Annotated in this window: 10 protein-coding genes and 2 tRNA genes; 8 read left to right on the forward strand and 4 right to left on the reverse strand. The window is 66.2% G+C overall.

What is annotated here, in order from left to right; genetic code table 11:
* Positions 1–281: 281 nt before the first annotated feature.
* Complete coding sequence (locus BCHO_RS02425; RefSeq protein WP_024541640.1) at positions 282–1,223, reverse strand: hypothetical protein; 942 nt, start codon at positions 1,221–1,223, stop codon at positions 282–284.
* A 53-nt stretch (positions 1,224–1,276) separates the two neighbouring features.
* A complete protein-coding gene (locus BCHO_RS02430; RefSeq protein WP_024541639.1) occupies positions 1,277–1,936 on the reverse strand; it encodes a histidine phosphatase family protein in 660 nt (219 codons plus the stop codon).
* A 294-nt stretch (positions 1,937–2,230) separates the two neighbouring features.
* On the opposite strand from BCHO_RS02430, the gene BCHO_RS02435 reads away from it, so the two are divergent.
* The 5 genes from BCHO_RS02435 (at position 2,231) to BCHO_RS02455 (ending at position 7,255) form a co-directional block, all read left to right on the forward strand.
* A complete protein-coding gene (locus tag BCHO_RS02435) occupies positions 2,231–3,760 on the forward strand; it encodes an MFS transporter (protein WP_081708007.1) in 1,530 nt (509 codons plus the stop codon).
* A 99-nt stretch (positions 3,761–3,859) separates the two neighbouring features.
* Positions 3,860–5,395, forward strand: coding sequence for a glutamate--tRNA ligase (gene gltX / locus BCHO_RS02440; protein ID WP_024541637.1), 1,536 nt, complete (start codon positions 3,860–3,862; stop codon positions 5,393–5,395).
* 204 nt (positions 5,396–5,599) lie between these two features.
* Positions 5,600–5,672: transfer RNA gene (locus BCHO_RS02445), tRNA-Glu, on the forward strand.
* Between the two features lie 34 nt (positions 5,673–5,706).
* Positions 5,707–5,781: transfer RNA gene (locus BCHO_RS02450), tRNA-Gln, on the forward strand.
* Positions 5,782–5,917: 136 nt separating this feature from the next.
* Positions 5,918–7,255, forward strand: coding sequence for a metallophosphoesterase (locus BCHO_RS02455; protein ID WP_024541636.1), 1,338 nt, complete (start codon positions 5,918–5,920; stop codon positions 7,253–7,255).
* A 228-nt stretch (positions 7,256–7,483) separates the two neighbouring features.
* Here the strand turns inward: BCHO_RS02455 and BCHO_RS02460 are convergent, their stop codons facing one another.
* Positions 7,484–8,242, reverse strand: coding sequence for an IclR family transcriptional regulator (locus BCHO_RS02460; RefSeq protein WP_152595876.1), 759 nt, complete (start codon positions 8,240–8,242; stop codon positions 7,484–7,486).
* 416 nt (positions 8,243–8,658) lie between these two features.
* Between BCHO_RS02460 and leuC the strand changes: the two genes are divergently transcribed.
* From leuC to BCHO_RS02475, 3 genes are all read left to right on the forward strand, one after another.
* Positions 8,659–10,062, forward strand: coding sequence for a 3-isopropylmalate dehydratase large subunit (leuC, locus tag BCHO_RS02465; RefSeq protein WP_024541634.1), 1,404 nt, complete (start codon positions 8,659–8,661; stop codon positions 10,060–10,062).
* 25 nt (positions 10,063–10,087) lie between these two features.
* Complete coding sequence (gene leuD / locus BCHO_RS02470) at positions 10,088–10,768, forward strand: 3-isopropylmalate dehydratase small subunit (protein ID WP_024541633.1); 681 nt, start codon at positions 10,088–10,090, stop codon at positions 10,766–10,768.
* Between the two features lie 77 nt (positions 10,769–10,845).
* A complete protein-coding gene (locus tag BCHO_RS02475; RefSeq protein WP_024541632.1) occupies positions 10,846–11,124 on the forward strand; it encodes an Lrp/AsnC ligand binding domain-containing protein in 279 nt (92 codons plus the stop codon).
* A gap of 107 nt (positions 11,125–11,231) precedes the next feature.
* On the opposite strand, the gene BCHO_RS02480 is transcribed toward BCHO_RS02475, so the two are convergent.
* Entirely contained in the window at positions 11,232–12,578 is a 1,347-nt protein-coding gene (locus BCHO_RS02480; RefSeq protein WP_024541631.1) for an NAD(P)/FAD-dependent oxidoreductase, read from the reverse strand.
* Positions 12,579–12,865 lie beyond the last annotated feature (287 nt).

The raw sequence follows: 12,865 nt of genomic DNA on the forward strand, positions 1-12,865 counted from the left end.
GCAGATGTGCGATTGGAGAGTCGGCGTGAGCGATATTGTGCGGTTTCGGCATCGTCGGCTGTTACAGTGCCATGGCTGCCGGTTGCGCGGGCGCATATCTCGATAGTTTGCCCGAGATATCGAGTTATGCGCCCGTGCTCGTGCCCGCACGGGCGGGAGCGCACAAAGCCATGGCGATCAATGACAGGTCCCGCACGTGCTTGTGCGGGTGGGGGATGAGGTCGCCGTCGACGAGGAGGGTGCCCCTGGTCGAGCCGACGAAGATTAACCTATGCGCGCGTCTACAGCTCGACTTCCGGTTTGGACGGGTCGTCCTTGACGTGGGCGAACTTCGCGGCGAGCGCCTCCTTGTTCTTGCGTTCGTCCTCCTGACGCGCGCGTTCCTTCGCCTCCTTGGGGTCCCACAGGATGTCCCCGCGGTGCCTGCGCCACTCGGCGCAGGCGATCGGGGCGAGCGCCTGCGCGAGCACCGTTGCCGCGTCGACGGCGTCGTCGTCGCCGTTCGGCGTCGCGTAGGAGGCGACGACGCCGTGGAACTGCTCGGCCGTCAGGCAGATCTGCGGCAGCTGCAGCGTCGCCGCGAAATCGTTGATGAACAGGAAGAACGGCAGTGCGAGCCGTTCGAGGCCGCGCACGCGCTGTTCGGGCGCACCGCCGGCCGTCGGCTCCTCGTCGCCGAGCGCACCGGCGAGCTGCGTCGTCGCGACGCGCATCAGTTCGTTGAGCAGCACGACGACGACGGCGTAGCGCCATGCGATCGATTCGACCTTCGTCTCGGTGCGCGCGGCGACGAAATCCTCGGCGTTGCCGACGGCGGTCGTGACGGCGGTGGAGGTCGCGCCGGACCAGCCGGCGTCGAGCGTGTCGGCGGCGTCGAGCAGTTCGTGCACGTCGTGCGACGACGCGAATCCGGCGAGCGTCTCGATCGCGTCGTTCGCGGCGTTCAACGCGTCCACCGTTTCCTGCGGGCGGCCGGGAATAGAGTCGGCGCCCTCGTAGACGAATTCGGCGTCGGCCATCGGAATTCGCTCGCCGGACATGACCTGCGCGGCGAGACGGCTCAGACGCACTTGCAGGTTCTCGCAGTAGCGCGCGTCGTTGTCCATGTGCAGCGCCGACGTCAGCGGCCACAGCTCGGTCAGATCGGCGGCCGCCTGCGCGGCCTGACGGACGTTCGGCAGCGCGGCGATGCGCTCGACGACCTGGTCGATATCTCCATTCATCGTGACTCCTTCGCGGTTGCGGCCACCGGTGTGGCGGCCAAAGCGGATGCAGGCTACTCGATGCCCTTCGCCGGGTCGGCGTAGGTGATTGACAGCACGTCGTGCGTCGCGTTGTCGTAGGTGATCGACGTCACTGATGCGAGCGCCGTCTTGCGCAGCAGCATGTTGTGCTCGGGGCGTCCTGTTTCGAGCATGTGGCGATACGACCAGATCGGCGATTCGTGCGTGACGACGACGATCTGCTCGCCAGGATGTTCGTCGACTTTTTCCAGAGCGAAATTCTGCACACGGTTCGCGATCGAACGGTAGCTTTCGCCCCAGCTCGGACGCCACAGGTTGCGCACGAGCCTGAGGTTCTCGGGGCGCCACAGCGCGCCGTCGCCGTGGCCGATGCGTTTGCCGCGGAACTCGTTGCGCGCCTCGATGAGACGCGGGTCGGTGAGCAGCTCCAGCTGCTGCTGGCCGCGTTCGGCGCGCAAGCGGTTGAGTTCGAGCAGGATTGCGTCGGCCGTCTCACGAGTGCGGTCGAGCGGTGACGAGTAGACGGCGGCGGTCGTGTTCGTCTGCGGGTTGGCGGCCAGATAGCGGCCGGTCGCCTGCGCCATGCGGCGCCCCGACTCGGACAGATGGAAGCCGGGAAGCCGTTCGTAGAGCAGATGGTCCGGGTTGTAGACCTTGCCGTGCCGCACGAAGTTGATGGTGGTGGCCGTCATGACGCTCCCTTTCGAATCGATGTGAACATTTCACGATAATCGCTTCCACCTCAATAATGTACCGCGTGTCGCGCCGGCGGGTGCGACTAATGTGGCCGTGTTCGCGAACGCGTGACATGCGCGTCGCGCGGACGATTCGCCGGCCATCGACGACGACGTCGCCGAATCGCCAAGCAACAATCCCTAACCAATGCAACAAACCCAACCAACCGCAGGCGGCGAGAATCAAGCCGTGACGCCAAACGGCGCGACGGCCGCATGCGGGACACATCCGTGAGCAGAAAGGAGCGGCACATGGCACAGCACAGGGAGCACGTAGTGACGAAGGGAATCAGGGACGTCAACAGACGGTTGTTCGGCGGCTACGCGCAGCTGCTGAAGATCCCGCACACGGCCAGGTTCACAGTCGGCTCGGTCATCGCGTGCATGCCGTTCCCGATGGTCGGCATGACGATGACGATCATGACGCAGCAGTACTACGGCAACTATTCGCTCGCCGGCGCGCTCACCGCCGTGCAGGCGATCGCCGGCGCCGCCGTCGGCCCGCTGTTTGGCACGCTCGTCGACCGCTACGGGCAGAGGCAGGTCTCGGTGCCGATCATCGCCGTGTGGATGGTCGCGGCGACGGCCTTCGTCTCGTGCGTGCTCGCGCATGTGCAGCCGTGGATCCTGTTCTGCATCGTGCCGTTCCTCGCCGCCGTGCCGCCGTGGGGTGCGATGAGCCGCGCGCGGTGGACGAATCTGCTCAAGCACGACCGCGTCGGCGTCAACCGCGCGTTGTCGCTGTGCGGCGTCTTCGACGAGGCGATGTGGGTCATCGGCAATCCGCTCGCCTCGACGTTGGCCGTCATCTCCGGCGTGCTCACGTTCAGCTTCACCGGCGCTTGCGTGCTCATCGGCGCATTGATGTTCCTCACCGAACTGACGACGGAGCCGGCGAGCCAGACGCAGCTCGCGCGCGCCGAAGGACTGACGCGCCGCGAGTTCCGTGCGCGCGAGGACGCGAAGGCGCGGCTGCTGCGCGCGCAGACGGCGGAACGTGACGCCCGCGCGCAGGCGAAGTCGGAGGGCCTGGGCGCGGCCGAGGTGGACGCGGCCGGCAAGGCGGCGTACGAGAAGTCGATGAGCGGCAAGAAGGACTCGATCTGGGGGCCCGGCCTCATCGCCGTGTGCGTCACATGGTTCGGCCTCGGCGCGTTCCAGTCGGCCGCCGGCATCTCGATCGTCTCCTTCGCGACTGAATCGAACATGAAGCAGTACACCGGATTCGTGTTCGCATGCTTCTCGATCAGCTCGCTGCTCGGCGCGCTCGTCTACGGCGCGAAGAACTGGACGATTCCGCTGTGGAAGCGCTTCTACGTGTGCCTCGCCGTGCTCAATCTCGGCATCGGCTCGTTCCTGTTCGCCAAGCAGCTGTGGGTCATCGCCGTCATCTACCTGTTCATCGGCGTCTGCCAGTCGCCTACGTGGATCAACGGCAACCAGCTGATGCTGCACCTTGTGCCGCAGACGCGCTTCACCGAAGGCATGGCGTGGATGGGGGCGATGAACGCGATCGGCGGCTCGGCCGGTTCGGCGATCGCCGGCGTTGCGATCGACCATGCCGGCTCGCACGGCGGATTCGCCGTCGTCACGGCGCTCGCGCTCGTCTCGCTCGCGATTGCGCTGTGTGGCTTCAAGCAGATCAAGGAGAGCACGGAGACGCCGGTGCTCACCGAGGTCGACAGCGCGGGCGCCGCCGGCGACGGCGACGAGACGGCCGCGCAGATCGACGACGTCGCGCGTATCGCGGCCGAGGACGCCGACGCCGCAGCGCGCGGCTGAGCGGGGCCGTGTGCGGCCGGCCGCACGTCGGCCGCGCGCGCCACAATAGACGGCATGACTGATGCTGCAATCGTACAACCAGAAGACTCCGTCGAAGACATGAAGGAACGCGAGCACGTCAAGCCGGAACTGCCGGCGAACGTGCGTGTGCGCTTCTGCCCGTCACCCACCGGCATCCCGCATGTGGGCATGGTGCGAACCGCCCTGTTCAACTGGGCCGAGGCGCGCCACACGGGCGGCACCTTCGTGTTCCGCATCGAGGACACCGACGCCCAGCGCGACTCCGAGGAGAGCTTCAACCAGATCATCGAGGCCCTCGACTGGCTCGGCATCGACTGGGATGAGGGCATCCGCGTCGGCGGTCCGGACGGCCCGTACCGCCAGAGCGAGCGCGGACCGATCTACCATGACGTCGCGCAGAAGCTGCTCGACGCCGGCTACGCCTATGAATCGTTCTCGACGCCCGAGGAGATCGAGGCGCGTAACATCGCCGCCGGCCGTCCCAAGGAGTTCGGCTACGACGGCTACGACCGCCACCTGACCGACGAGCAGAAGGCCGCGTTCCGCGCCGAAGGCCGCCAGCCGGCGCTGCGCATCAAGATGCCCGACGAGGACATCACGTTCAACGACCTGATTCGCGGCGAGATCACGTTCAAGGCCGGCTCGGTGCCGGACTACGTGATCGTGCGCCCGAACGGCGACCCGCTGTACACGCTGACGAACCCGGTCGACGACGCGCTGATGCGCATCAACGTCGTGCTGCGCGGCGAGGACCTGCTCAGCTCGACGCCACGCCAGATCGTGCTGTACCGCTATCTGATCGAACTGGGCATCGCCAAGGAGATGCCGCTGTTCGGCCACATGCCCTACGTCATGGGCCAGGGCAACAAGAAGCTCTCCAAGCGCGACCCGGAGTCGAACCTGTTCCTGCACCGCGAGCACGGCTTCATCAAGGAGGGCCTGCTCAACTACCTCGCGCTGCTCGGCTGGTCGATCGGCCCGGACCGCGACATCTTCACGATGGACGAGATGATCAAGGCCTTCGACGTGCGCGACGTCAAGGCGAACCCGGCGCGCTTCGACCTGGACAAGGCGACGGCGATCAACGCCGAGCACATCCGCATGCTCGAGCCGCAGGACTTCCTCGACCGTTCGGTGCCGTACCTGTTCCGCGCCGGCGTCGTCTCCGCTGATTCGTGGGGCGCGCTGAGCGACCGCGAGCGCGAGGTGCTCACCGCCGCCGCGCCGCTCGTGCAGACGCGCGTGCGCCTGCTCGGCGAGGTCGCCGGCATGGTCGGCTCGCTGCTGTCCGACGACGCGTACATCCCGCCGGAGGACGACGCGAAGAAGCAGCTCAAGGCGACGGCCGGCGAAGTGCTCGACGCGGCGATCGCCGCGCTCGAGGCGGTGCCCCAGGACGGATGGAAGACCGACAACCTCCATGAGACGCTCAACAAGGCGCTCATCGAGGAGGGCGGCTACAAGCCTCGCGTCGCCTTCGGTCCGGTGCGCGTCGCGATGAGCGGTCGCCGCGTCTCGCCGCCGCTGTTCGAGTCGATGGAGATCGTCGGCAAGCCGTTGACGATGCAGCGTCTCGAAGGCCTGCGCGCGCATCTCGCTGAGATCCAGGGCTGAACGCCGCGGGTGCGCGTCCGCAGCGCATACGTGGTCTGAAGGAAGCGGGGAACATCGTGCCGATGTTCCCCGCTTCCGTATGCGAGGACGATGCACGGAGGTGTCGCGAAAACGTTGGAATCATGAGCGACACGCCGTGATTTGCGCAAGTGTGGAATCCCTAGTATATTTTCTTTCTGTTGCTTCACGGAGCAGCGAGATGATGCCCCCATCGTCTAGCGGTCTAGGACTACGCCCTCTCACGGCGCCAACACCGGTTCAAATCCGGTTGGGGGTACGAAGTTCACCACCACGGTGATGAACATGCCAATTGGGATGTGGTGTAATTGGCAACACAGCTGATTCTGGTTCAGCCATTCTTGGTTCGAGTCCAGGCATCCCAGCCAATCGAAACCCTCGCTTCGGCGAGGGTTTTGTGTTTTCCTCGCAGCGGTTGCCTTCGCCGCGGGTTTTGCGCAGAGACTGCGGGAATCTGCACGGCGCGCGTCCACGTCGCGCGCGAAGTGCATTACTGTTGGAAGTATGAGCGAACGAACAACGAACAAGCAGACTGCGGCCGTGGACGAACCGCTGTCGGTGTCGCAGCGCCTCGGCCGGCTGCAGTTCCATCGTTCGGGCAAGTTCCGCATCCTGCAGCTCGCCGACATCCAGGACGGGCCGAAGGTCTCGCCGGACACGATCAGCCTCATCGAAGCCGCGTTGACGAGCGCGCGTCCCGACCTCGTCGTCTTCTCCGGCAACCAGATCGCCGGATACGATCCCGCCTACGTCGCCACCTTCTGCAAACGCCATTGGAAGAAGCCGGCGCCGACCGCGCGTCGTGAGGCGGAGCTCGAGCAGACGCGCGAGCGGGTGCGCGCGTCGATCCGCCAGTTCGTCACGCCGATGGTGAACGCCGGCGTCCCATGGGCCGTCACCTACGGCAACCACGATTTCCAGTGCGGACTGAGCAACGCGCAGCTCGACGCGATCTACCACGAGTTCAAAGGCTGCCTCAACCCCGTCATCACCGCGCATATGAAGCAGCAGATGCACCTCGACGACCTGTTCCCGCCGCTCGACGCGGACGACGTGTGCGTGCGCACGACGGCGCCGGCGCTCGCCGACGAGGTCGCCTATGCGTGCGAGTCGGGCACCTTCGCATTGCCGGTCGCGAACGAGCATGGCGAGACGATCCTCGGCGTCGTGCTCGTCGATTCCGGCGACTACGCGCCGACAGGCGGCTACGGCGCGCCGGCACCGCGCGCGTTGGCGTTCCTGCGCGCGGTGCCGGCGGCGCTGGGGACGCAGGCGAAATCGATCGTCTTCCAGCATACGGCGGTGCCGCAGTATTATCAGCTGCTCAAGCCGGTGGCGGCGACGGCCGCGCACGCCGTCGAAGGGTACCGGATGTTCTCCGGACAGTACTACACGCTCGACGACGCGAAGACGGCGCCCGGCGGCTACATCGGCGAGGGCATCAGCTGCCCCGACGACGACAGCGGCGAATTCGCGATCCTGCGGGACACGCATGCGTATTTCGCGATCTCGGCCGGGCATGACCATCGCAACGCCTTCGACGGCGTCGCCGACGGCATACGCATGATCGCGTCGCCGACCTGCGGATTCGGCTCCTACGGGCCGGTGCCGGAACGGCGCGCGGCTCGGCTGTTCGAATTCGACATCCGTCATCCCTACGAGCCGCGCACGCAGCTGCTCGCGTTCGGCGACCTCGTCGGCAAGCCCAGCTCGAAGAAGGCCTACGTGTACGGAATGACCGCCGAATCGAAGCCGAAGAGCGAAGGCGTCAACCTGCTGCACAAGCCGACGATGCTCAGCCGCATCCTCCACTCGATCGCGAAGAACCTGTTCGGCCGTTAGGGGCCGTGCGGCAGCATGTAGGTGGGTTTACGCGCAGAATGCCATTTGTGGTTGCTGCGATGGTATTCTATAGGTGAGACTACGTGCAGAATGCCGTTGGAAGGGTGCTCGGTGGCATTCTATGGGTGGATATGCGTAAGGGGACCGGTGATGCGGTCCCCTTGATGGCCCTTGAAGGGCATGGCTTTGACGCTGTCCGTGGTGCACGGCCTGTGGCCGGCGGAAGCGTCAGCGGCTGATGCTCGCCTTGATCAGCGCGTCGGTCAGATACTTGCCGGCGCCCATGACGAGCGGGGCGAAGCGGTGGCCCGGGTTCGATCCCATGCGGCCGCTCGGGCCGGAAATCGAGATCGCGGCGATGACCTGACCGGAGGCGTTGCGGATCGGCGCCGAGATCGAGCAGACGCCCTCATCGCGTTCGTTGATCGACTCGGCCCAGCCGCGCTTGCGGACGGCGGCGAGCTTCGCCGCCGAGAAGCGGGCGTGTCGCAGGCCCTGACGCAGGCAGTCGGAATCCTCCCAGGCGAGCAGGATCTGCGCGGCGGAGCCCGCCTCCATCGACAGCATCGCGCCGACCGGGATCGAATCACGCAGTCCGCTCGCACGTTCGACGGCGGCGATGCAGACGCGCTGTTCGCCCTGACGGCGGTAAATCTGCGCCGATTCGCCGGTGCGGTCGAGCAGCGTCTGCAGGATCGGTCCGGCGGCCGTGAGCAGACGGTCCTCGCCGGCGGCGGCGGCGAGCTCGGCGAAGCGCGAGCCGAGCACGAAGCGGCCGTGCTGGTCGCGCAGCACGAAGTGGTGCCGTTCGAGCGCGATCGCCAGACGGTGCGCGGTCGGACGCGCAAGCTTCGTCTGGCTGACGAGCTGTCCGAGCGTGGCGGGGCCGGACTCGAGCGCATCGAGGATCTTGACGGTCTTGTCGAGCACGCCGACGCCGGAATGGATCTCATGGTCCTGCGCGATCGGACCGTTCGTCATCGACATGTGCAGGTCGTGGTGCGGCGCCTCGGCCGCAGCGGCATCGGAGGCGGTCGCCCCGGTTTCGGATGTGGGCATGGCGGCGTCGACGGATTCTGTCGCGGCCTCATCGAGCTGCTGCTCGGGTTTTGCGGATAGCGTATTTGAAGTCATGCCGACATTATGCCATCTCACATAATGAAACGCAAAATCGAGGGGTGGAGCCTTTCGCGCAGCGGGCGGACGCCGGTGCGAAATGCTCGCAGAATGCTGGAATTGCAACGATTCTCGCCGTCTTAATCTGTTTACCAAACCTCCCTATCTCATATAGTGACGTGCGCACGATGTCTTGAAAGATGAACTCATAAGCTGAACGGACATGTGAACCGCGCTGCTGGACGGATTGACAGACGCGACCATTTTTTGTAGGAGGAAGACCGAGCATGGGAATGACACTGGCCGAAAAGGTCTGGGCTGATCATTTGGTACGCAAGGGCGACGACGGCGCCCCCGACCTGCTGTACATCGACCTGATGCTCATGCACGAGGTGACGAGCCCGCAGGCCTTCGAGGGGCTGCGCCTCGCCGGCCGCACCCCGCGCCACGTCGACCAGCTCATCGCGACCGAGGATCACAACACGCCCACCGTCGACATCGACCGGCCGAACCCGGACGAGACGAGCGCGACGCAGCTGACGACGCTCGAGAAGAACTGCAAGGAGTTCGGCGTACGTCTGCACCCGCTCGGCGACGCCGACCAGGGCATCGTCCACGCGTTCGCGCCGATGCTCGGCCTGACGCAGCCGGGCATGACGATCGTGTGCGGCGACTCGCACACCTCGACGCACGGCGCGTTCGGCGCGCTCGCCTTCGGCATCGGCACCTCCGAGGTCGAGCATGTGATGGCGACGCAGACACTCAGCCTCAAGCCGTTCAAGACGATGGCGATCAACATCGACGGCGATCTGCCGGCGGACGTCAGCGCGAAGGACATCATCCTCGCGATCATCGCGAAGATCGGCACCGGCGGCGGCCAGGGTTACGTGCTCGAATACCGCGGCAAGGCCATCGAGAACCTGTCGATGGACGCGCGCATGACGATCTGCAACATGAGCATCGAGGCGGGCGCGCGTGCCGGCATGATCGCCCCCGACGAGACGACCTTCGCGTATCTCAAGGACCGTCCGCACGCGCCGAAGGGCGAGCTGTGGGACCAGGCGGTCGAGTACTGGAAGACGCTGAAGACCGACGACGACGCGCAGTTCGACGCCGAGGTCACGCTGCGCGCCGAGGACCTCGAGCCCTTCGTCACCTGGGGCACGAACCCCGGCCAGGGCGTGCCGATCTCCGGCAGCGTCCCGGCGCCCGAGGACTTCGCCGACGCGACCGAACGCGCCGCCGCCGAGCGCGCGCTCGACTACATGGGCCTCGAGGCGGGCACGCCGATCCGCGACATCCCGGTGGACACGGTGTTCATCGGCTCGTGCACGAACGGCCGCATCGAGGACCTGCGCATCGCCGCCGAGATCATGAAGGGCCACAAGAAGGCCGATTCGATCCACCGCGTGCTCGTCGTGCCGGCGTCCTCGCGCATCCGCCTGCAGGCGGAGGAGGAGGGCCTCGACCAGATCTTCAAGGGCTTCGGCGCCGAATGGCGCAACGCCGGCTGCTCGATGTGCCTCGGCATGAACCCGGACAAGCTCGTCGTCGGCGAACGTTCGATCTCCACGTCCAACCGCAACTTCGAGGGCCGTCAGGGCAAGGGCTCGCGCACGCATCTCGCGTCGCCGGCCGTGGCCGCCGCGACGGCGATCCGCGGCACGATCTCGACGCCCGCCGACCTGTAAAGCATTCCAGAAAAGGACGTTAACGATGGAAAAACTCACGACATTGACCGGAACCGGCGTCCCGCTGCGCCGTTCGAACGTCGACACCGACCAGATCATCCCGGCCGTATTCCTCAAGCGCGTGACGCGCACCGGATTCGACGACGCGCTGTTCTACGCGTGGCGCCGCGACCCCGACTTCGTGCTCAACAAGCCGGAATACGCCGACGGCCAGATCCTCGTGGCGGGCCCCGACTTCGGCATCGGCTCGTCGCGCGAGCACGCCGTCTGGGCGCTGCATGACTACGGATTCCGCGTCGTCATCGCGTCGCGCTTCGCCGACATCTTCTACGGCAACACGGCGAAGAACGGCGTCCTCGCGGCGATCATGCCGCAGGAGAGCGTCGAGCTGCTGTGGAAGCTGCTCGAGGAGGAGCCAGGCCGTCAGATGACCGTCGACCTCGAGACGCGCACCGTGACCTGCGGCGACGTCGTGCTGCCCTTCGAGGTCAGCGACTACGTGCGCTGGCGTCTGATGAACGGCTACGACGACATCGACCTGACGCTGCAGCACGAGAACGACATCGCCGCCTACGAGGCGATGCGCGCCGAGCGCTTCCCGTTCAAGCCGAAGACGATCCCGGCGCTGCACGAGCCGGAGCAGCCGATCGAATCGGCGCGCGAGCCGCAGACCGACGATTGGGACGGCCCGATCGGCGTACGCTGAGACGAACGTATAATGGGCGCGGCGGGCAGCGCTGGCCGCGCCCGCGAACGAAGTCGTCACCAAGTGAAGGAGCAGCGATGGCGGATGCGATTGTGTTGATCACGACGGACAGCGATATGGTCGGCGATGCCGCGAAGCGCATCGTCGAACTCGACGGTGTGCGCGACGTCTACTCGGTGGCCGGCGATGTCGACCTCGTGGCCGTCGTCTCCGCCGACCGTTTCGAGAACCTCGCGCAGATCATCCCCGAAGGCATCGCGAAGGTGGACGGCGTCGCCGCCACGCAGACGCTGATGGCCTTCCGCACGTATTCGAAGGAGGACGAGGAGGCCGCCTTCGACCTCGGCGGCGACTGACCGCCCGTACATGACTCGTCGGATATGCGAAGCCGGCGGCCGTGTCCCGTGCATCCGCACGACGGATACGGCCGCCGGCTTCGCATATCCGACGACGATGGCGCCCGTCAGTCGTCCTGCTCGGCGACGGCCTTCGCCGCGATGGCGCCGACGTAGTAGATCGGCTGGTCGAAGTTCGGCTGGAACAGGAAGTCGACGTTGGCGAGCATGTCGATCGTGAACCTCGCCTGGATCGCCACCGACACGGCGTTCGCGGCGCCGGAGACGTCGACCGACGAGCAGAACTGCGCGCCCTTGACGAGCCGCGTGCTCGGATCCCAGGTCAGGATCGACGTGACCGGAGCCGTCGTCGTCATGAAGGCGGGGCGGTAGTCCTCGACGAGTTCTGTCGAACGGATGTCCATGCCGCGGCGGTCGGCGTCGCCCTGCGTCAGGCCGGACGCGGAGAGCGACAGGTCGTAGAGCTGCACGGCGCTCGTCGCCTGCGTGCCCATGTACTTGCGCGTCGGCCGTTCGATGTTCGCGCCGACGAGCATGCCCTGGCGCACGGCGTTCGTCGCGAGCGGGATGTAGTCGTGCGCACCGGTCGGGTTGTACAGGATGGTCGCGCTGTCGCCGGCCGCATACACGTAGGGCGTCGACGTCTGCATGTATTCGTTCGTGATGATCGCGCCGTTGTCCATCATGTCGAGCTGTCCGCGCACGAGGTCGGTGTTCGGCAGGAACCCGACCGCGAGCACGGCGAACTGCGCCGTGTATTCGCCCTGGTCGGTGACGACGGTGACCGTGTCGTCCTCGTCGTCGCGGAAGGCGACGACCTTCTCGCCGAGCGCGAGCGTCACGCCGTGCGCACGGTAGCGTTCCTCCACCTGATCGGTGATCGGCTTGTCGAAGTTGTTGGCGAGCACGCGGTCGGCGGCGTCGACGAGCGTCGTCTCGACGCCGACGTCGCTGAACTGCTCGGCGAGTTCGGCGCCGATGTAGCCGGCGCCGACGACGACGACCGATTTCGCGTCCGTCGAACGCTCCTTGAGCTCGACCGCGTCGTCCCAGTTCTTGCACAGCTGCACGCGCTTCGAATCGATGCCCGGGATCGACGGCACGACCGGGCGCGAGCCGGTCGTCACGACGAGCTTGTCGAACGGCAGCGTCGCCGTGTCGCCGGTCTCGAGATCGCGGTACTCGAGCGTCTTCTCGGCGACGTGCACGTCGGTGACGTCGGTGCGCATGTGCATCGTCGCGCCGGCCGCCTCGAGCTGCGCGGGCGACGAGTAGAACATCTTCTTCGGATCGGACACATGGTCGCCGACCCACAGCGCGATGCCGCACGAGAGGAACGACACGGTGGCGTTGCGTTCGAAGACCTGCACATCCCAGTCCGGGTGCGCGTGCAGGATCGACGTCGCGGCGAAGGTGCCCGCGTGCGTGCAGCCGATGATTGCGACAGTGGTCATGAAAGTCTCCTTCGATGGTCGTGACATGGCCGTCCGATGCGCCTCGCGTGGCGGGCGGCCGGTCGCTGTCTTCCGATGATAGGTGCGCCGCGACGGCCGCGACGCGGTTTTGCGCGCAACGCCGAGCGCGGGCGTCACGCGCGCCGCACGCGAGGCCCCGGCGACTTACATGCCTTATGGCACAATGAAAGGCTGATGGGTGACGGCGCGGACGGCCGCGGAAATAAAAACGGCGACGCGCAGGTAGATATACAGAAAGACGAATGAACTTACTCGGGAGACGCCGC

Origin of the sequence: Bifidobacterium choerinum (assembly GCF_000741135.1) — a bacterium.
GTDB lineage: Bacteria > Actinomycetota > Actinomycetes > Actinomycetales > Bifidobacteriaceae > Bifidobacterium > Bifidobacterium choerinum.